The sequence below is a fragment of the Hymenobacter sp. genome (assembly GCF_035709525.1).
Lineage (GTDB): Bacteria > Bacteroidota > Bacteroidia > Cytophagales > Hymenobacteraceae > Hymenobacter.
This window is the reverse complement of sequence record NZ_DASTEP010000006.1, coordinates 1-19,774: the sequence shown is the minus strand read 5'-3', so window position 1 is coordinate 19,774 and position 19,774 is coordinate 1. Positions and strand designations below refer to the sequence as shown.

The following is a 19,774-nucleotide window of genomic DNA, read 5'->3' as shown; positions in this document are numbered from 1 at the left end:
GCCCGCAAATTATCCGACTACTTTACGCGCGGACGGAAAGTCCGCGCGACTACTCGGCCAGCCGCAGCAGGCCCTGCATGTCGAGCGGATGCGTGTACATCGTCAGTTGGCCTTGCGTGTCGGTAGGCCATTCGGCGCGGGGCCGGTCCCAGTACAGCTCCAGGCCGTTGCCGTCGGGGTCGTCGAGGTAAATGGCCTCGCTCACGCCGTGGTCGGAGGCCCCGCGCAGCGGGTAGCCCGCTTGCAGCAAACGCTTTATAATGGCGGCCAACTCGGCCCGCTCCTTATATAAAATGGCTGCATGGTAAAGCCCCGCCGCGCCCTCGCGCTGGGCGGGCCGGCCGCCCCGGCTGTGCCAGGTATTGAGCCCGATGTGGTGGTGGTAGCCGCCGGCCGACAAAAAGGCGGCCTGCCCGCCGTACAGCAGCGTTACCTCGAAGCCGAGTAAGTCGCGGTAGAAAGCCAGTGCCCGTGGCAAATCAGTGACTTGCAGATGCACGTGGCCGATGCTGGTGCCGACAGGGGCGGTGTAGGGCATGGGTGTGGGGGCCGTGGAGGTAGGGTTCATAGGCAGGCTGGATAAATGGGTAAGTCAAAAATAGTGTACATACATTAATTATCGATTAACCTAAAAAAAGCGCTACCAGGCTGGCAGCGCTTCTTCTAACAATCATCACTTACTTAAACGGTACCGACGCGTTGCTTTCCTTCACCAAACTGGTCGGCACCAGGTCCTTCACCACGTTGGCTTTCAGCGTCAGCTTGGCGTCGCCGTTCAGGTCGTTGGAGGCTAGTTTAATCTCTTGCGTATCAGCGCCTACGTTGCGCTGCGTGTACACCAGCTCCACGATGGCGCTCTGGCCGGGCTTGATGGGCGCGGGCACCGTGCGGTAGCCCACGCAGTAGCAGGGTGCTGTGATGGTGCTCAAGACCAGGTCTTTGGGGCCGGTGTTTTTGATGGCGATGCGCGCCACCGGCGACTGCCCGGCCTCCACGCGGCCAAAGTCGTAGCTGGCGCGCTCGAGCACCAAGCGGGGCGAGGCCGCCAGTTGGGCCGGCGTGAGGGTGGCCCGGATTTCTTCTTTGGTCAGCACTTGGCCTTTGAGGCTGAGTACCTTGCTGCTCTCGGTGGCGTTGCTGCTCACGGTTACGGTTTTGGCAAACACGCCGGGGCGGCCGGCGCTGTTGTACACGGCCTTAATCATGCCCATTTTGCCGGGTAGGATGGGGGTTTTGGTCCAGTCGGGGGTGGTGCAGCCGCAGCTGGCCTGGGCGTTGGCAATCACGATGGGCTGGTTGCCGGTGTTCTTGAACTTGAACTCGTAGGTAGCCATCGTGCCCTCGGGCACCTTGCCAAAGTCGTGGTCGGTGTGCTCGAACGTGATGACGCCCTGGGCGCGGGCGGCCAGAGCCAACAAACAGAAAACAAGGGTAGAAACGACGCGCATCGGGCTGAATTGTTGAATGGCTGGCTGGTTGAATTGCTGAATGGCCGAGCGGTTAAAGCTACCTGCCAGCAGGCGACTAAGCTAGGCCGCTGCTCCTGCGTAGAAGGCTGATAGAGTGGATAGGTGCTTGCCATAACACCCATCCAGCAATTCAACCAGCCAACCATCCAACAATCCAAAGATAAGCCTTGCCACAGCGCTTTTCGTACCTTTGTGCTGCCATTCTACCCATTCCCCACCCGTTATACACTAACTCCGTTCCGCCTATGTCCGTGCCCCTGCTTGCCGCCACCGAAGCCCCCGCGCTGCTGGCCCTCACCAAAGCCGACATTCTCACCGACTACCGCCTGGGCTGGGAAAGCCGCCACGCCTCGCTGGCCGGCCGCCGCGAGGTGTTTATGGGCAAAGCCAAATTCGGCATCTTCGGCGATGGCAAAGAATTGCCCCAACTGGCGATGGCCCGCGCCTTCCGGGCCGGCGATTTCCGGGCCGGCTACTACCGCGACCAAACCTTTATGGTGGCCATCGGCGAGCTGACCTGGGAGCAGTATTTTGCCCAGCTCTACGCCACGCCCGACCCCGAGGCCGACCCCGCCACCGCCGGCCGCTGCATGAACGGCCACTTTGCCACCCGCCTGCTCGACGAAGACGGCAAGTTTAAAAACCAGGCCCAGGCCAAAAACTCGTCGGCCGACATCTCGCCTACCGCCGGCCAGATGCCCCGCCTCGTGGGTTTGGCCTACGCCAGCAAGCTCTACCGCCAAAACCCCGAGCTGCGCCAGTTCAGCGACTTCTCGGTGAATGGCAACGAAATAGCCTTCGGCACCATCGGCAACGCCAGCACCTCGGAAGGCATGTTTTTCGAGGCCCTGAACGCGGCCGGCGTGCTGCAAATACCCATGCTGGTGAGCGTGTGGGACGACCACTACGGCATCTCCGTCCCGGCCGAGTATCAGACCACCAAGCAAAGCATTTCGGCCATGCTGGCCGGCTTGCAGCGCGAGGGCGAAGGCCAGGATGGCTTTGAAATCTACGTAGTAAAAGGCTGGGACTACCCCGCGCTGCTTAATACCTACCAAAAGGCCGCCGCCATCTGCCGCGCCGCCCACGTGCCCGTGCTACTGCACGTTACGGAAGTGACGCAGCCGCAGGGCCACAGCACCAGTGGCTCGCACGAGCGCTACAAGTCGAAGGACCGTCTAAGCTGGGAAGAGCAGCACGACTGCTTGGCCAAGATGCGCGAGTGGCTGCTGAGCGAAAGCATTGCGGGCGAAGACGAGCTGGCGCAAATTGAGAAAGACGCCGCCGCCACCATCAAGCAGGCGCGCACCGCCGCCTGGGCCGCCTACTTCAACCCCATCCAGGAAGAGCGCGATGAGGCCGTGAAAGTGCTCAACCAACTGGTGGCCGACAATGGGGCCGAGCACCAGCTCGCCGCCCTGGTGAAAGAACTGCAAACCAACGTAACGCCTATCCGGGCCGACATCGTGCGGACGCTGCGCAAAGCCCTGCGCCAGGTGCGCGGCAACCGGCCCAGCGCCGGCCGCCGCGCCGCCCAGCGCCTGCTCGAAGAGTGCCTGGCCAATGCCGCCGACCAGTACAACTCCTACCTCTTCAGCCAGAGCGACGAGGCCGTGGGCAACATCGAAGAGGTACCCGCCGAATACACCCCCGACGCCCCGCAGGTCGATGGCCGCGAGGTGCTGCAAGCCTGCTTCACGGCCAATTTCGAGCGCGACCCGCGCGTGCTGGCCTTCGGCGAAGACGTGGGCTTTATCGGCGACGTCAACCAGGCGTTTGCGGGTTTGCAAGCCCGCTTCGGCGACCTGCGCGTGACCGACACCGGCATCCGCGAATGCACCATTATCGGGCAGGGCATTGGCACGGCGCTGCGCGGGCTGCGGCCCATTGCCGAGATGCAATATCTTGATTACCTGCTTTATGGCCTGCAGCCGCTGAGCGACGACCTCGCCTGCCTGCAATACCGCACCAAGGGCGGCCAGAAGGCCCCGCTCATCGTCCGCACCCGCGGGCACCGGCTGGAAGGCGTGTGGCACTCGGGCTCGCCCATCCAGATGATACTCGGGGCCGTGCGCGGCGTGCACCTGTGCGTGCCGCGCAACATGACCCAGGCGGCCGGCTTCTACAACACGCTGCTGCGCAGCGACGAGCCGGCCATCGTCATCGAGTGCCTCAACGGCTACCGCCTCAAGGAGAAAATGCCCGCCAACGTGGGCGAGTTTACCCTGCCGCTGGGCCGCGCCGAGGTGCTGCGCCAGGGCGAGGACATCACGGTCGTCACCTACGGCTCGATGTGCCGCATCGTGCTCGACGCCGCCGCGCAGCTGGCCGAGGTCGGTATTTCGGTGGAGGTGCTGGACGTGCAGACCTTGCTACCCTTCGACACCGACCAGCTCATTGCCGACAGCCTGCGCAAAACCGGCCGCGTGCTCTTCACCGACGAGGACGTGCCCGGCGGGGCCACGGCCTACATGATGCAGCAGGTAGTTGACAACCAGAATGCCTACCAGCTGCTCGACTCGGCCCCGCGCTGCCTCGCGGCCCAGGCCCACCGCCCGCCCTACGGCTCGGATGGCGATTACTTCTCCAAACCCAGCGTGGAAGACGTATTTGACTCGGTGTACGAGGTGATGCGGGAGGTAGACCCTAACCAGTATCCAGCTATCTATTAAGCTAAGAAAGCGGGGCCGGCAATCTTTGATTAAGACTGCCGGCCCCGCTTTTTTAAACAAATGATGCCAGATACGAAGACTTCGCCCCCTGTCTGGTTATCACCTGGGAATGATGATACTGGTCGTTTCGACCTCATTGCTCTGGTGCAGGGCGCGGTCAAAAATGCTAATTTTAAACTTCACCTCCTGTCCGGGCAAAAACGGGCTGCCGTACAAGAACGCATACGCCCGGCGCAGCGTGCCGCGTAGCGGGGCAGCCTTGTTGTCGGTAGTGGTCGAAGGGTGGTCGAAGCGGTCGTAGAATGAGTTTTGGGTCAGCTGCAAGTCGGGCCGGGCAAACTGAAGGGCCGTGAAAGGGCTGGTGCTGGAATTGCGGACGTAGGGCGTCATAAAATAGTTGGACCCGAAATAAGTAGGCGTGTAGGGCGCTACCGTGGCCTCGGTCGAGGTCAAGCCCAAGTCGCCGTCGCCATCCTGAAAATTGATGGTGACGAAAATGGAGTCGATAATAGTGCCGCCAGTTCTATAACGCTGTTGCGTGATGCTCTCAAACGAGATGCTGGGCGTGGTGGAATAAGTCGGCGGGTTGAGGCAACTCGTGAAGCCCACCGCCAGCAGGCTCAGCAATCCGGCCGTTCGTACCAGTCGCAACATATTCATACGCAAGAGAAAGTGAAAGTAGAAAGCCTCCGGGCCGGGCCCGAATATACACCGGGGGCTAACGTTGTGCCCCGGCTGCTTGTTGTGCCCCCAGTTAACCCCGGTTGTCCCCTATGAGTTTCCGCGCCGACTACCTGCGGCAGCTGCCCCACCTCACGGCCGCCACGGCCGAGGCTACGGCCCTGCAATTGTTTCAGTACCAGGCCGCGCACTGCCCGCCCTACGCCGCCTACCTCGCCGCGCTGGGCTGCCAGCCCGCGCAAGTGCGCCGCGTGGCCGACGTGCCCTTCCTACCCATTGAGTTTTTCAAAACCCACGACGTCCGCACCGACCCCGCCGCCTGGGAGCCGCAGGAGGTTTTCCGCAGCAGCGGCACCACCTTGCAGCAGCGCAGCCGCCACCTCGTGCGCGAGCCCCGGCTGTACCGCGACAACGCGGCCCGCATCTTCGAGGCTACCTACGGCCCGCTGAATAGCTGGATTTTCCTGGGTTTGCTACCCTCGTACCTAGAGCAAGGCGAGTCGTCGCTGGTGGCGATGGTAGCCGATTTTGCCCAGCGCTCGGGCCAGCGGCAGGAAGCCTTTTTCCTGCGCGACCACGCCGGTTTGCTGAAAGCGCTGGCCGAAGCCAAGCGCACGCCCGGCCGCCGCGTCATGCTCTTCGGCGTCACCTACGCCCTACTCGACCTGGCCGCCGAGGTAGGAGCCGCGCCCGAGCTGCAAGGCATCACGGTGCTCGAAACGGGGGGCATGAAGGGCCGCCGCCGCGAGATGATTCGCGAAGAGCTGCACCAGGAGTTGCAGCAGGTTTTCGGCCCCGCGCCCATCCACTCCGAGTACGGCATGACCGAGCTGCTAAGCCAGGCCTACTCGCCCGGCGAGGGCCTGTTCTACGCCCCGCCGCAGCTACAGGTGCTGCTGCGCGACCCCGCCGACCCGTTTTCGGTAGGCGAGGACCGGGCCGACGGGGCCATCAACGTCATTGATTTGGCCAACGTCGATTCCTGCGCTTTTATCGAAACCAAAGACCTGGCCCGGCGGCACCCGGGTGGTGCTTTTGAGGTGCTGGGTCGGATGGATAATTCGGATATTCGCGGGTGTAGTCAGTTAGTGTAGGCGGCACAGTCCAAAGTAGATTTACGCAGTACCTTGTAGCGTAAACCCATCATATGGTAGGATGCTTTATGCTATTGTGGCCGCAGTAGTAGCGTAAACCTGGGTGTTAGGTGCTACTTAAAATGACAGTTCAAGAGCAAAAACAGATTGCAATTGCCTTTTCTGACAAGTTCCAGGAGTTTGACTTGAACTTAAAGCTGACAGCAGATGAGTTCCGTTTGTTTGATAACGGCGTTTCTGCTAATAGCATGGACGAGAAATGGAACATCTTGGTGCTTGATAATTTTATGTGTTGGATTCGCAGTTGGACAGATAATCTTATTTATATAATTCAACTGAAAAGGGAAGCAGACGTTGTAATTCTCGAAAAAGGCTTTGTTACAAGAGACAAAGCTAAATACGTGAGCGATAGTATTGCAGAAGACAAAATTCTCTTCCTTCAACTTCTTCAGATTTATTCAGGCAGGGATGACATTTATGTTGACCCGGAATTTTAGTTTGACGTAACTAAAAAGACAATAAAGAAGTTCGACCCAACAGGAAAATGCAAAAAATATCGGACACAACGATATAGGGGAAATTAAAAATATTTATGAGGCTCTTCTGCAAGAAGAGCAAAAATCATATGTCGATGTTATTGGGTGAAGCGAACTAAAACAAAATCTTTCTAACAGAAATGACAACGAATCTTTAATCAGTTTGTACTTACAAGGCCGTCAGACTAATTCCGCTGTAACTTCTTGCTTCGACAAAGAAGTGAAATCGTTATTGGGGCAAATAATAATAAAGACCAAACTAAGCAAAAGTTAACATTGGTTTTGCGAATGATGGCTGATGAATAAGTGCTGCACAATTGTACTGCTATTAAAACTGAGTAATAAATTTAAAGGGGCGGAACACGGAATTACCCCGCATCGCAAATCCGTTCTCCGTTACCTGTAGAAAACAAAAAAGCGGCGTTGGCATTACACTATGCCAGCGCCGCTTTTTATAACCGCCTTATTTTCTATTTCCCCGCAAACGCCTTTGCGTCCGCTTCCTCAATCGTGGCGTCGCTCATAATCACCAGCCGCTCGACCACGTTGCGCAACTCACGGATGTTGCCGCGCCAGTCGAGGCCTTGCAAATACTTCAGCGCGGCGGGCGAGATTTTCTTGGGCTTGTCGCCGTAGTCGGCGGCGATGTCCTGCAAAAACTTCTGCACCAGGTCGGGGATGTCGTCGCGCCGGTCGTTGAGGGCGGGCACTTTGATGAGGATGACCGAGAGGCGGTGGTAAAGGTCTTCGCGGAAATTCTTATCGGCAATCTCTTGCAGCAAGTCCTTGTTGGTGGCGGCCAGCACGCGCACGTTCACCGAGATTTCCTTTTCGCCGCCCACCCGGGTTATTTTGCTTTCCTGCAAGGCGCGCAGCACTTTGGCCTGGGCCGAGAGGCTCATGTCGCCGATTTCGTCCAGGAACAGCGTGCCGCCGTCGGCCTGCTCAAACTTGCCGATGCGCTGCTTCACGGCCGACGTAAACGAGCCCTTTTCGTGCCCAAATAGCTCGCTCTCAATCAGCTCGCTCGGAATGGCGGCGCAGTTCACTTCCACCAGCGGCCCGTTGGCGCGGGGGCTGAGCTGATGCAGCTGGCGGGCCACCATTTCCTTGCCCGCGCCGTTGGGGCCGGTGATGAGCACGCGGGCGTCGGTGGGGGCTACTTTTTCGATGGCTTTGCGCACGGCACCCAGCTCGGCCGAGGTGCCTATCATTTCGGAGCCCTTGCCGGTGCTCACGGCCAGCTTTTTCTTGAGGGTTTTGGTTTCCGTCACCAGCTTACTGCGGTCGAGGGCGTTGCGCACGGTCACGAGCAGGCGGTTGAGGTCGGGGGGCTTGGGCAGGAAGTCGAAGGCCCCTTTTTTAGTAGCCTCCACCGCCAGCTCAATGTTGCCGTGGGCCGAGAGCATAATGAACGCGGCATCGGGCGCAATTTTCTGGGCGCGTTCCAGCACCTCCAGGCCATCCATGCGCGGCATCTTGATGTCGCAGAGCACCACGTCGTACTTCTGCTGAATGAGCAGGTCGAGCCCGGTAGGGCCATCTTCGGCCTGGTCTACCTGGTAGCCTTCGAGCTCCAGGATGTCCTTGAGGGCGAAGCGAATAGCTTTTTCGTCGTCGATGGTGAGAATGCGCGGCATGATGTTGAGTTAAGAGTTTTGAGTGTTGAGTTAGGAGTTAAAGCAACGAGTAGCTACCGGGCCAACTCAACACTCAGAACTCATAACTAAAAAAGCGGCCGCCTCTTGTCGAAGCGGCCGCCGAAATTAGGCAATGAGCCGATAAGCCGGGTTCTGTCGCGCCCTGCACGGTTTCCCGTGGTGGCGGCCCCACCATTTATCTAGGCCCACGGTCGCCCGTGGGCTCCAGCGACCTACCCGCAAACCCGAGCGGGCCGCCCGGTGCCGCCGGCCCTGGGGCCGCCGACGTGTCTGCTTATTTGGTCTTGCAACCCCTGAGGTTTACCCAGCCGGCGTGGTCACCCAGCCGCTGGTGCGCTCTTACCGCACCTTTTCACCCTTACCTGTTTTGAGTTAAGAGTTTTGAGTTAAGAGTTTTGAGTTGCTGTTCGGCTAACTCAAAACCCTTAACTCAAAACTCTTAACTCCAATAACGGCGGTTATTTTCTGTGGCACTGGCTGTCCTGGCCCGATTGGCCAGTCCTACCCGTTAGGTAGCAGGGTGCCCTGCGTAGCCCGGACTTTCCTCCCCGCCCGCATTTGCGTTGGGCGCGGCGGTGGGGTGGCTCATTGCGGGGGCAAAGGTAGGGCTCAGAAAGCGGCGGGCAGAAAATCCTCCCGCACCGGGCTGAAGGAATCGAGCAGCACGCCCGCCTGCCGGGCCACCACGCCGTGCGGCACGTTGGGCGCGGCATAAAAGGAATCGCCTGGTTTTAATATGCGCGTTTCGCCGCCCACCGTGGCCTCAAACTCGCCACTCTCGACGTAGGTTATCTGGCTGTGTACGTGCTGGTGCAGCGCGCCCACGGCCCCGGCTTCGAAGGCTACTTTCACTAGTAGCAAGTCGTCGTTGTAAGCCACAAGCGTGCGGCGCACGCCGGGGGCGGTTTCTTCCCAGTTTAGGGCGGCGGCTGGGCGGAAGGCGGGGGAGGAGTGGGTCATGATTTTGCAAAAAAGGTAGAGACGCATACTTGCGTCTCACGTCGGGCGAGCTTCAACAACGACGAGACGCAAGTATGCGTCTCTACAACCGGCTACGGCACCCACACCAGCTTTTCGGGGCGTAGCGTCTGCTCGCCGTCCCAGCGGTAGCCTACTAGCTGGCCGCCCTTGGCCACGCTGTAGTCGAGGCAGGCGGCGTGGGGCTGGAGCAGCTGGGGCGCGCCGTGCAGCCAGTAGTGGCCGAAGAAAACGGGCTTCTCCTCCTGGTAATACCACGGGTCGAGGTTGGCTACGGGCTGCCCGCGCAGCTCGGGCAGGTCTTCCATGAAATAGGTATCGTAGGTGGCCGTGAGTGGGTTAGTCCACCAGCGCACGCGGGTTTTGGTGCGGTAGTGGCCGCCTTTGTCCAGAAAGCCAAGGCTTTGCGGCAGCAGCGCCTCGCGGCCTTTCAGGGTGATTTCTACCGCGTCGATTTCCGGGCCGCCCGAGCGGCTGGCGCGCGCTATGAAGTCGGGCGTGAGGCGCAGGTCCGGCAACTCGGCGCGCAGGTAAGCTATATGCCGGGGCTCCCAGCAGGCGTGCACGGCCCGCAGACCGGGCAGCTCCAGGGCCAGCGGCAGCGTGTAAAACCAGGCCAGATACGCTTGCCACTCGGCTTGCAGCGCGGGGGTAGCAAACGCATCCAGCGTGGCCTGGTGCTGCTCGGTGTGCACGCGGTTGTGGGCGCGCAGGTAGCCGCCGGCCGGGTCGGGCAGGGCGTAGGCCATGGCGTTGTACTCGTGGTTGCCCAGGATGGCGAGCGCCGCGCCGCCGTCCACCATGCCGCGCACCAGCTGCAAGGTTTCCCGGATTTTGGGGCCGCGGTCGACGTAGTCGCCCAGGAAAATGACCTGCCGGTTATCAGGGTGGCGGAAGGTGCCAGCGGCATCGGGGTGGTAGCCGAGGTAAGTGAGCAGGGCGCGCAGCTCGTCGGCGTGGCCGTGAATGTCGCCGATGAGGTCGTACATACAGGGAATAAACTTTAAAGGCGTTTACTACATTTGAAAACTATGGAAGCCACTCTCATCACGGCGGAGATACCGCCCCTGCGGCCCGGCCAGCGCACCAGCTATTCACCGGCCGACATCAAGCGCTGGGGCGTGCAGCGCTTTCTGGATGAGGTGTGCCCCGCTGAGCCGCTCCCCATTCCAGATTTGGGCTTCACGCCCGAGGAAAACGCCCGGATGGATGCTTTGCTAGCCGAAGAGCGCGCTACGGATGGTCTTTGACACCAACGTAGTCATCGCGCATCTGCGTCGGCAGCAGCTGCTACCCGCCAAAGCCGTATTGTCGGCCGTGGTGGTGGGTGAGCTGGAAGCCTTTGCGCTAAAAGCCGATTGGGGTGCCCAAAAGGTAGCCTTTTTGCAGCGCATTTTTGAGCGCGCGCCCATTGTCAGCGTCGGGGCTGAGCTCGCCAGCCTGTATGCGCGGCTCGATTCGTATAGCCAGGGTCGCCTGCGCGGGCAGCCATTGCCAGTAGGCATGACTGCCCGCAACATGGGCAAAAACGACCTGTGGATTGCGGCCACGGCATGGTACCTCGATTTGCCGCTGCACACTGCCGATAACGACTTTGACCACCTGCCCGCGCTGGGCCTCGTGGTGGTGAAAGAACTACCGCGCTAGCGCCCGCCGCTACTTCAGCCGCACCAGCGTAGCGCCGTAGCCGAACTTCTCTTTCTGCGCCTCCTCAAAGAACTTGATGTCTTTGTTGCGGCTCAGCTGGCGGTGGATTTCCTTGCGCAACGTGCCGTTGCCCGCGCCGTGGATGAAGATGATTTCGTGCATGTTGGTGGCCAAAGCGCGGCTCAGCGCATCCTCGAAGGCATCGAGCTGGAAGCGCAGCATGGCCGTGTTGCTGAGGTCGCCGGCTCCCTCGGGGCGCAGGGCTTCAATGTGCAAATCGAGCTCGTGGGGCGGGGCCACGATAGCGGCGGCCGGCTTGGGTGGGGCGGGGGCGATGGCGGCGGGCACGGGCGGCGCGGGCTTGTCGCCGGCCAGGGCCTGCTGGAGCACGTTGGCCTGCTTGCTATCGAGCACGGAGGCGGGCTTGGTGGCCGCTTCGTGGGCGGCTTCCAGCGCGGCTTCGGCCTGGGCCAGCTTCTCGGGGTTGAGGGCGGGGGCGGGCTTTTCGTCGAGCTGAAACAGGTAGGCTTCCTTGCCGATAACCGGCGCGGGGCGGCGGCTGGTGTAGAAGGTGCTGGCCTTGAACGACTGCCGCTTGGTGAGCAAATCGTAGGCCGCGTCGCTGTTTAGCTTGAAATTCAGGAGCTGAAAAACTACCGCCGGCCACTGCTCAAAGTCCTTGAGGTGCAGGTGGGCAAGCGGCGCGCTGGCGGCCTTGGCCTTGAGCTGGCCGGTGGCCAGGGCGCGGTACTTGCCCTGGCGCTCCTCGCCGTAGGTGAAGACGACCTCGGCCTCGGTGTTGTTGAGCAGGTGCAAAGCCAGCAGTTCGGGGGCCTGGTGCACCAGGGCCAGAAAGAGGCCTTTGGCTGGTGCTTGGTGCTTTGTGCCTGGTGCCTGGGCGGGTGGCATGGCAGCGCTGGGGCCAGTAGGTTGCGGCCGGCTGGGGGCGGGTGGGGTAGGGGCGGGCGCGCCGGAGCGCTGAGCTTTGGGCTGGCCGCCCTGGGGCTTATTTTTCTTGCTGCCGGTGGCGGGGCGGATAGGCTCGGGCGCGGGGCGGCGGAACGCCTGGCCTTCCTCGGCGGCTACGGGCACGAGCTCGCGCAGCAGCACCGGGATGGTAAAATCATTATCGATAGCTACTTCGACCAGCTCGCTGTCGAGCAGGCGGGTGATGATACCTTCTTCGGTACCCGTGAGCAGGCGGACGCGGTCTCCAACATTCATAATCTCAAACGGCAAATTTTACGGGCTTACGCAGCCGGGCGGTAAAGGTAGCGGCCGGGGCCGGCCAGCGGCTGCGGCGGCTGGCTAAGCTGAACGGATTTCGGAATCGATTTCGGAAAATCATAGGATAATTCGTATCTTCGGCTGCCTTTAACCCAGCCGGACAGTTCGGTGGGGTGGGGCGCATCTCTTTCCCCACCCTTTTTATGAAAAAACCTCAACTCTGGAGCCAGTGGCTGCTGGCGCTTTTGCTGCTGGTCGGCGCGGCGGCGCGGGCACAGTCGCCGGTTACGGTGAGCCCGGCCTTCTTCACCGATACTACGCCCATCACGCTCACCTTCGATGCTACGCTCGGCAACGCGGGCCTGGCCAACTACACCGGCGATGTGTACATCTGGACGGGCGTTATTACCAACCTCAGCGCCAATGATACCAACTGGCGCTACGTGGTGGGCAATAATTTCAACGTGCCCATCGCGGCCGAGAAAATGACGGCGCTCGGCAACCACAAGTACAGCATCACCTTCACGCCGCGTACCTACTACCCCGGCTTTGCTGCCGCCACCGGCGAAAGCCTGCGTAAGCTGGCGATGGTGTTTCGCGGGGCCACCGGCACGCCCGAGGGCAAAGGCCCGAACGGCGCCGACATCCTGGTAAATGCGGGCTTGCAGGTGGCCTTCACCAGTCCGGTTGCGGGCACGCAGGTAACGGCCGGTAGCTCGGTGGCGGTGGCCGCCACGGCTACGGCCGCCTCCACGCTCACCCTCACGCTCAATGGCACGCAGGTAGCGCAGCAAACCAACGCCACTACCCTGACCACCAACGTGACCGTGACCCAGCCGGGCGTGAATACGCTGGTAATCACGGCCACGGGCGGCGGCTCGACGGTGTCGGCCACGACCACCGTGCTGGTGCCGCCCGCCGTGACCACGGCCGCGCTGCCCACCGGGGCCAGCGCCGATGGCATCACCTATATCAACGGGGGCACGTCGGCCATTCTGACGTTGACCGCGCCGAACAAGAGCTTTATCTACGTGCTGGGCGAGTTCAATAACTGGCAAACCAACGCGACGGGCTTGATGAAGAAAACCTCGACCGTGAACACCGACGCGGCCACCGGCCGCTGGTGGGTGCAGGTCGATAACCTGGTGCCCGGCCAGGAGTACACTTACCAGTTTTTGGTGGATGGGCAGAAGCGCATCGCCGACCCGTACTGCGAAAAGGTGCTGGACCCCAGCAACGACCAGTACATTCCGAGCGTGACGTACCCCAACCTGAAAGCCTACCCCACGGGTAGCACTACGGGCCTGGTATCGGTGCTGTCGCCGGGCGCGGCGGCCTATACCTGGACCACGACTAACTTTCAGCGCCCGGCCCGCACCAACATGGTGGTGTACGAGCTGCTGCTGCGCGATTTCGTGGCCCGCCACGACTACCAGACTCTCAAAGACACGCTCAACTACATCCAGCGCCTGGGCGTGAACGTGATTGAGCTGATGCCGATAAACGAGTTTGACGGCAACGACAGCTGGGGCTATAACCCTTGCTTTTTCTTCGCCCCCGACAAGTACTACGGCACCAAAAACGCGCTGAAAGCGCTCGTGGACGAGTGTCACCGCCGCGGCATCGCGGTAGTGATTGACATGGTGCTCAACCACGCCAGCGGCCAGAGCCCGCTGGTGCAGCTCTACGGCGATATCACGACCGGCCCCACCGCCGACAATCCGTGGTTTAATACCGTGGCCCCGCACCCGTACAGCGTCTACAACGACTTCAATCACCAGAGCGCTTACACCAAGTACTTTACCAAGCAGGTTATTAAGTTCTGGCTACAGGAATATCACCTCGACGGCTACCGCTTCGACCTGGCCGGCGGCTTTACCCAGACGCCCACTACCACGGCCACTTACGGCAACTACGACCAGGCGCGCATCGACATCTGGAAAGACTACTACAACTACCAGATGAGCGTGGACGCGGGCTCGTACCCCATCCTGGAGCATTTCCCCGACAACACCGAGGGCAAGGCGCTGGCCGACTACGGCATGATGCTGTGGGGCAACCAGAACCACAACTACACCGAGGCCGCCATGGGCTGGCTCGCTGACTCGAACCTGGCCTGGGGCTACTACGGCAACACCGCCCAGGGCGGCCGCGGCTGGAACTCGCCCAACCTGATTGCCTACATGGAAAGCCACGACGAGGAGCGGATGCAGTTCAAAAACACTGCCTACGGCAACGCCAGCGGCAGCTACAGCACCAAAAACCTGTCGACCGGTCTGCTGCGCGATGCCATGTCGGCGGCCTTCTACTTCACCCAGCCGGGCGCGCGCATGATTTGGCAGTTTGGCGAAGTAGGCTACGACTACAGCATCAACGCCTGCGACAATGGCACCGTGGACAACAACTGCCGCACCGGCGCCAAGCCCATTCGCTGGGACTACTACGCCAGCGGCGTGCCCGCCCCGGCGCCCTACACCGCCACCGGCGCCCTGGCGCACCCGGCCGCCCTCACCACCGAGCGCCGCCGCCTCTACGACACTTACCGCGCCCTCATTGCCCTCAAAAAGCAGCCGGCCTTCGCCAACCCCACTACCTTCACCCAGAACGTGGGCGGCGGCGTGGCCGTGAAAAGCAGCGTCGTGACCTCGGCCACGCTGAGCGCCGTGACCGTGGGCAACTTCGACGTGGTGCCCCAAACGGCCACCATCACTTTCCCCAACACCGGCACCTGGTATAACTACCTCACCGGCACGGCCCTGAACGTGACCAGCGCCGCCATGCCCATGACCTTGCAGCCCGGCCAGTACGCCGTGTACACGAGCCAGAAGGTGACTTCGCCGCTGGCTACCACGGCCGCCCAGGCCGCCGCCGTGCTCAAGCTCTCGCTGGTGCCCAACCCCGCCAGCGGCGCTACCACCGTGGCCTACGAGTTGCCCGCCGGCACTACGGCCACCGTGGCCGTGCAAAACCTGCTCGGCCAAACCATCCGCCAGCTAACCCCCGCCCGCCAGGCGGCCGGCTCGCAAACCCAGCAAGTGAGCCTCGCGGGCCTGGCCCCCGGTGTGTACCTGGTGCGCCTGCAAGCCGGCGAGCTGGCGCAAACCGCCCGCCTGCTGGTGGAGTAGCCAGGTCGAATAGGCTGAATTAAAAAAGCCTCGCCGCTCCTGCGGTGAGGCTTTTTTGCGTCTTACTTTGTTTGGTTTTAGCTAACAATTGCTTTCTATGCCTGCTTTTCGTTTTCCGCGTTTCGTGCTCCGCCGGCTGCTGCCGGTGCTGCTCTTGCCGCTGCTCAGCTTCACGCTGGCCGACCGGCCCGCCTACCGCCTCTTCACCGCCCAGGGCCAGGCGGCCGACTACGACCAGATGCTCGCCGAGCTGGCTGGGGCCGACGTGGTGCTCTTTGGCGAGCAGCACAACGACCCCATCGCGCACTGGCTCGAATTGCAGGTAGCCAAAGACCTGAGCCGCCGCAAAGGCCCCGGCCAGCTGGTGCTGGGTATGGAAATGTTTGAGCGCGACGTGCAGCCGCTGCTGACGCAGTACGCGGCCGGCACGCTGCCCGATAGCGCCTTCGAGCGCCAGAGCCGCCCCTGGCCCAACTACGCCACCGACTACCGCCCGCTGCTGCTCTTTGCCCGGCAGGCGCAGGTGCCGGTAGTAGCCACCAACGTGCCGCGCCGCTACGCCCAGCAGGTGGCCCGCGGCTCGCTCGCGGCGCTGGATAAATTGCCCGCTGATGAGAAGAAATACATGATGCCGCTGCCGCTCAAGGTCGATTTCAACCTGCCCGGCTACAAGCAGATGGCCGTCCTATTTGGCGACATGCACGGCGGCGGTGGCCCCAATACCATCATCCAGGCCCAGGCCCTGAAAGACGCCACGATGGCCTACAGCATCAGCCAAAACCTGAAGCCCGGCCAGACGCTGCTGCACCTCAACGGCTCGTACCACTCCGACCACCACGACGGCATCGTGGCCTACTTGCGCCAGGGCAAGAAGCCGCTCCGCATCAAAACCCTGAGCGTGGTGACGCAGGCCGACCTGGCGCAGCTGGCTAAGGAGAACGTGGACCTGGCCGACTACGTCATCGTGGTGCCGGCCGACATGACCAAGACATATTGAGTGCATCAGGGGCGGGCTGCCGGCTTTTCGCCGGCTGTCCGCTCTTCGTGCAGCGAGCCCGCCGCCCAACGAGCGGACAGCCGGCGAAAAGCCAGCAGTCCGCCCTTAACGCTTACCCGAACAGTTTTTATGAGCGACGCCTATTTCACCGACTCGCCGTTCGTGTCGCCGTTGTCCGACTACGGCTTCAAAGTCACCTTCGGCAACCAGCACAATACGCTGTTTTTGCGGCGCGCCTTGCAGGCGCTTATCGGCTCGGCGGTACCCATCACGGCCGTGTCGTTCGAGCAAACCACGTTTGAGGGCCTCACCACCGACGGGCGCAGTGGCCTCTACGACCTGGCCTGCACCGATGCGGAGGGCAGCCACTTTCTGGTAGAAATGCAGGTGAGCCGCTACCCCGAGTTTTTGCAGCGCATGAAGTTCTACGCCTTCACCAAGTTCAATACGCTGGTGCGGCGCGGCGACTTCCACTTCGGAAATATGCCGCGCATCTACTGCGTGGGCATCCTGGTGCATTCCATTTTTCCGGGCTTACCGGGCTACCACCAGCACCTCAACCTCCGTAATACCGAGGGCGTGCTGCTCGACCAGCAGCTGCATTTCATTACCGTCGAATTGGCTAAATTTGACGAGGCCGCGCCCATCGTCACCGACCTTCAAAAACTGCTGCACCTCATGAAAAGCCTGCATAAACTCCGCGACGTGCAAGACTTCCCGCTCTTCTACCGCGAGCAGTGGATACGCGAAGCCATCGAAGAGCTCGACCGCACCGCCATGACCGCCGACGAGCGCATGTACCTTGAGATGAGTATCGTGCGCGAAGTAGCCGTGCTCGACGGCCACCGCGCCGACCTAGCCGAGGCGCTGGAAGAAGGTAAGGCTAAGGGTTTAGAAGAAGGGAAAGCAAAAGGCTTGGAAGAAGGGCAAAAGAAAGGTCTGGAAGTGGGCAAAGCAGAAGGCAAAGCCGAAGGTGAGCGAGAAACCATCCGCCTGATGCTGCGCAACAGCAGCCTGAGCGTGGAGGAAATAGCCCGCTACACGGGCAACACCGTAGCCTACGTGGCCGCCATCAAAGCCGACCTGTCCTAATGCTTTCTACCGCCAACTACGCCGGCCTGCCGTCGGCCGCCGCCTTGCAGCGCCTCGCCCAGTCGCTAGCCGTGCTCGATGCCATCAACTCGCCCGATTGGGAGTACCGCTACTACTCTTACAACCCCCACTGGGCACCCGGCGAGGCCGTGCTCGAAATGCGCGACGGCGAGGGCGACGAGATGCTCGTGCTCTTTCGCTCCGAGGGCTGCGTTATCAACGGCTTTTTGCACGAGTACGAGCAGCCCACCAAAGCCCAGGTAACGCGCGGCCTGCCCGAGGCCTTCGACAGCTTCGTGTTTGAGGAGCCGGTTAATTCGCTGGGTACCACGTTTTGCCTGTGGTACACGCCCGCCCACGGCTGGCAGCGCGGCGTGGTCGAAAACGAGGACGACGGCTCGGAAGAATTGCTCTACATTTTCGACAACGACCCCGCCACCTACGCCGAGTGGGCCACCGACTACTACCTCGACGAAACCGACCGCCGGCCCCTCACCGCCGCCGCCGTGGCCCCCATCTACCACCACGAGGTGCTGACCAAAGCAATGGTGCTGGCCCTCAATGAAGAGCTGGAAGACTGGGTAGCCCTGGCCGCCGAGTTGCAGGAAATCGGGTACCCGTATGATTTCAGTTGAGCGGCTGAAAGCTTATATGCGTGCCGATGGAAACGACCGCTTATCTGTTAAAGCTTGCAAACCAAGGCGATGCTGACGCGCAATTTCGTGTAGGCTATCGGTTAGCTTTTGGTAGGAATAAGCCTGAACCTCGCGACTGGGAAGAAATAATAAGCTGGTGGCTACGTGCAGCCGAGCAAGGTATGCGGCGAGCGAAATTCTACGTCGGCGTTTGCTATGAGCACGGCCGGGGAGTCGAAAAGGATATGCACAAAGCCTTCCTATACTTCCTGTCAGCAGCTACTGACGGTTTTCCCGAAGCTCAATACAACACGGGATTTTGCTATCGGGAAGGGGAAGGAATAATGCAGGATTATCAGCAGGCTTTCGAATGGTTTGCTAAAGGCGCTCAAAACGGTGATTCCCTGGCTCAGTTGGAACTAGGCTACGGCTATTTTCATGGGCAAGGTGTGGCGCATGATTTAACTAAGGCCATACGATGGTACCGTAAAGCGGCTAAGGCTGGGGAACGAAAGGCGCAATACAACTTAGGGTTGTGTTATCTGGAAGGCGAAGGTGTTGCGAAGTCTCGCAAATGGGCAAAATACTGGTTTCAGCAGGCAGCAAGCCAAGGTCATTCGCAAGCAAAAAGGCAGCTACAACAGCTTTAGCTACCCCACCAATTCCGCGCACTGCCGCGCAATCTCCAGCTCCTCATTGGTCGGCACCACCAATACCCGCGCCCGCGCGCCCGGCGCGCTGAGGTCACGCAGGCCCGGCTGGCGCTGCTGATTTTGGGTTTCATCCAGGGCCAGGCCGAAGAAGTCCATATCCTGGCAGACTTTGCTGCGGACCAGGGCGTCGTTTTCGCCCACGCCGGCCGTGAAGATGATGGCATCGAGGCCGTTGAGCACGGCCGCGTAGGCCCCGATATACTGGCGGATGCGGTAGGCGTAGAGGTCATAGGCCAGGGCGGCATCGGGGCTGCCGGCCGCCAGCGCGGCGCTGATGTCGCGCATGTCATTGGAGCCGGCCAGGCCCAGCATCCCGCTTTCTTTGTTGAGCAGGTTGTTGACCTGCGCGCCTGAGTAGCCCAGCGGCCCGAGCAGGTGCAGTAGCACCGAGGGGTCGATATCGCCCGAGCGGGTGCCCATCACTAGGCCCGCCAAGGGGCTGAATCCCATGCTGGTATCCAGCGACTGGCCGCCGCGCACGGCCGCCATGCTGCACCCGTTGCCGAGGTGGATGGTGATGAGCCGGGCCTCAGGATTGCCTAAAAAAGCCGCCGCCTGCGCCGCCACGTACTGGTGGCTGGTGCCGTGGAAGCCGTAGCGCCGGATGCGCTGCTCGGTGTACAGGGCCGTGGGCAGCGCGTAGCGAAACGCCTTTTCGGGCAGCGTCTGGTGAAACGCCGTGTCGAACACCGCCACCTGCCGCGCCTGCGGAAACACCCGCTCGGCCACCTCGATGCCGTCGTAGTTGGCCGGGTTGTGCAGCGGGGCCAGGCCAAAAAGCCGTCTAATTTCGGCCTTCACCTCCTCATCAATCAGCGTGGCCTTAGTAAAAGCCTCGCCGCCGTGTACCACGCGGTGGCCCACCAGGTCGATTTCGGCCGGGGCCTGAATCACGGCTTCCAGGCCGGTGGTGAGCAGGTGCACTACTTCGAGCAGGCCGGCCTCGTGGTCGGGCAGGGGTAGGGTGCGGCGCAGCTCGGCGGGCGGTGCGCCGGGCGCGAAGGTTTTGTGGGTAATGGTAGCCTGCTCCGAGCCGATGCGCTCGAGCAGCCCGCTGCACGCGGGCCGCTCGTCGGGCCAGCGGAAAAGCTGGTATTTGATGGAGCTGCTACCGGAGTTGAGGACGAGGATGTTCATGCTTATCTATGCGATTGAAAACGTCCGTCATGCTGAGCGCAGCGCAGCGGAGTCGAAGCATCTCTACCGTTTAAGTAACTCCAACGTTTAGGTTAGTTCACCGGTAGAGA

General features: G+C 61.3%; 18 protein-coding genes and 1 other RNA gene. 10 read left to right on the top strand and 9 right to left on the bottom strand.

Annotated elements, in window-relative coordinates; translation table 11 throughout:
- Window positions 1-49 precede the first annotated feature (49 nt).
- Both VFO93_RS00460 and VFO93_RS00455 read right to left on the bottom strand, forming a co-directional pair.
- Window positions 50-568 (bottom strand): VOC family protein, encoded by a 519-nt coding sequence (locus VFO93_RS00460; protein WP_325132330.1) that lies wholly within the window; start codon window positions 566-568, stop codon window positions 50-52.
- A 109-nt stretch (window positions 569-677) separates the two neighbouring features.
- Window positions 678-1,418, bottom strand: a complete 741-nt coding sequence (locus tag VFO93_RS00455; RefSeq protein WP_325132329.1) for a DUF1573 domain-containing protein — start codon at window positions 1,416-1,418, stop codon at window positions 678-680.
- Window positions 1,419-1,714: 296 nt separating this feature from the next.
- Here VFO93_RS00455 and VFO93_RS00450 point away from each other — a divergent pair, with 296 nt between their 5' ends.
- Entirely contained in the window at window positions 1,715-4,141 is a 2,427-nt protein-coding gene (locus tag VFO93_RS00450; RefSeq protein WP_325132328.1) for an alpha-ketoacid dehydrogenase subunit alpha/beta, read from the top strand.
- Window positions 4,142-4,240: 99 nt separating this feature from the next.
- On the opposite strand, the gene VFO93_RS00445 is transcribed toward VFO93_RS00450, so the two are convergent.
- Window positions 4,241-4,801: a hypothetical protein gene (locus tag VFO93_RS00445; protein ID WP_325132327.1), complete on the bottom strand. Its 561-nt coding sequence runs from the start codon at window positions 4,799-4,801 to the stop codon at window positions 4,241-4,243.
- A gap of 113 nt (window positions 4,802-4,914) precedes the next feature.
- On the opposite strand from VFO93_RS00445, the gene VFO93_RS00440 reads away from it, so the two are divergent.
- Together VFO93_RS00440 and VFO93_RS00435 are read left to right on the top strand one after the other, a co-directional pair.
- The gene (locus VFO93_RS00440; protein ID WP_325132326.1) at window positions 4,915-5,916 is read left to right on the top strand and encodes an acyl transferase; all 1,002 of its coding nucleotides are present in this window, start codon (window positions 4,915-4,917) and stop codon (window positions 5,914-5,916) included.
- Window positions 5,917-6,038: 122 nt separating this feature from the next.
- The gene (locus VFO93_RS00435) at window positions 6,039-6,413 is read left to right on the top strand and encodes a hypothetical protein (RefSeq protein WP_325132325.1); all 375 of its coding nucleotides are present in this window, start codon (window positions 6,039-6,041) and stop codon (window positions 6,411-6,413) included.
- A 509-nt stretch (window positions 6,414-6,922) separates the two neighbouring features.
- Here the strand turns inward: VFO93_RS00435 and VFO93_RS00430 are convergent.
- From VFO93_RS00430 to VFO93_RS00415, 4 genes are all read right to left on the bottom strand, one after another.
- The gene (locus VFO93_RS00430) at window positions 6,923-8,092 is read right to left on the bottom strand and encodes a sigma-54 dependent transcriptional regulator (RefSeq protein WP_325132324.1); all 1,170 of its coding nucleotides are present in this window, start codon (window positions 8,090-8,092) and stop codon (window positions 6,923-6,925) included.
- 126 nt (window positions 8,093-8,218) lie between these two features.
- An RNA gene (rnpB, locus tag VFO93_RS00425) (RNase P RNA component class A) lies at window positions 8,219-8,705 on the bottom strand.
- A 17-nt stretch (window positions 8,706-8,722) separates the two neighbouring features.
- On the bottom strand, window positions 8,723-9,073 hold the full coding sequence (locus tag VFO93_RS00420; protein WP_325132323.1) for a cupin domain-containing protein: 351 nt from the start codon (window positions 9,071-9,073) through the stop codon (window positions 8,723-8,725).
- Between the two features lie 92 nt (window positions 9,074-9,165).
- Window positions 9,166-10,080, bottom strand: a complete 915-nt coding sequence (locus VFO93_RS00415) for a metallophosphoesterase (RefSeq protein WP_325132322.1) — start codon at window positions 10,078-10,080, stop codon at window positions 9,166-9,168.
- 42 nt (window positions 10,081-10,122) lie between these two features.
- Here VFO93_RS00415 and VFO93_RS00410 point away from each other — a divergent pair, with 42 nt between their 5' ends.
- A complete protein-coding gene (locus tag VFO93_RS00410) occupies window positions 10,123-10,341 on the top strand; it encodes a hypothetical protein (RefSeq protein WP_325132321.1) in 219 nt (72 codons plus the stop codon).
- Entirely contained in the window at window positions 10,331-10,738 is a 408-nt protein-coding gene (locus VFO93_RS00405; RefSeq protein WP_325132320.1) for a type II toxin-antitoxin system VapC family toxin, read from the top strand. Before VFO93_RS00410 ends, VFO93_RS00405 begins: the two co-directional genes overlap by 11 nt.
- Window positions 10,739-10,747: 9 nt before the next feature.
- Here VFO93_RS00405 and VFO93_RS00400 read toward each other — a convergent pair whose 3' ends face one another.
- Entirely contained in the window at window positions 10,748-11,962 is a 1,215-nt protein-coding gene (locus VFO93_RS00400) for a Smr/MutS family protein (RefSeq protein WP_325132319.1), read from the bottom strand.
- A 206-nt stretch (window positions 11,963-12,168) separates the two neighbouring features.
- On the opposite strand from VFO93_RS00400, the gene VFO93_RS00395 reads away from it, so the two are divergent.
- The 5 genes from VFO93_RS00395 to VFO93_RS00375 all read left to right on the top strand — a co-directional run bounded on the left by VFO93_RS00395 (window position 12,169) and on the right by VFO93_RS00375 (window position 18,464).
- Window positions 12,169-15,090, top strand: a complete 2,922-nt coding sequence (locus tag VFO93_RS00395) for an alpha-amylase family glycosyl hydrolase (protein ID WP_325132318.1) — start codon at window positions 12,169-12,171, stop codon at window positions 15,088-15,090.
- Window positions 15,091-15,187: 97 nt separating this feature from the next.
- Entirely contained in the window at window positions 15,188-16,087 is a 900-nt protein-coding gene (locus VFO93_RS00390; protein WP_325132317.1) for a ChaN family lipoprotein, read from the top strand.
- Window positions 16,088-16,216: 129 nt separating this feature from the next.
- Window positions 16,217-17,179 carry an Rpn family recombination-promoting nuclease/putative transposase gene (locus VFO93_RS00385; protein WP_325132316.1) on the top strand — a complete coding sequence of 321 codons (963 nt, stop codon included), beginning with the start codon at window positions 16,217-16,219 and terminating at the stop codon, window positions 17,177-17,179.
- On the top strand, window positions 17,179-17,814 hold the full coding sequence (locus tag VFO93_RS00380; RefSeq protein WP_325132315.1) for a hypothetical protein: 636 nt from the start codon (window positions 17,179-17,181) through the stop codon (window positions 17,812-17,814). The genes VFO93_RS00385 and VFO93_RS00380 overlap by 1 nt, the downstream gene beginning before the upstream one ends.
- 26 nt (window positions 17,815-17,840) lie before the next feature.
- Complete coding sequence (locus VFO93_RS00375) at window positions 17,841-18,464, top strand: tetratricopeptide repeat protein (protein WP_325132314.1); 624 nt, start codon at window positions 17,841-17,843, stop codon at window positions 18,462-18,464.
- Here the strand turns inward: VFO93_RS00375 and VFO93_RS00370 are convergent, their stop codons facing one another.
- The gene (locus VFO93_RS00370; protein WP_325132313.1) at window positions 18,465-19,664 is read right to left on the bottom strand and encodes an acetate kinase; all 1,200 of its coding nucleotides are present in this window, start codon (window positions 19,662-19,664) and stop codon (window positions 18,465-18,467) included.
- Between the last annotated feature and the right edge of the window lie 110 nt (window positions 19,665-19,774).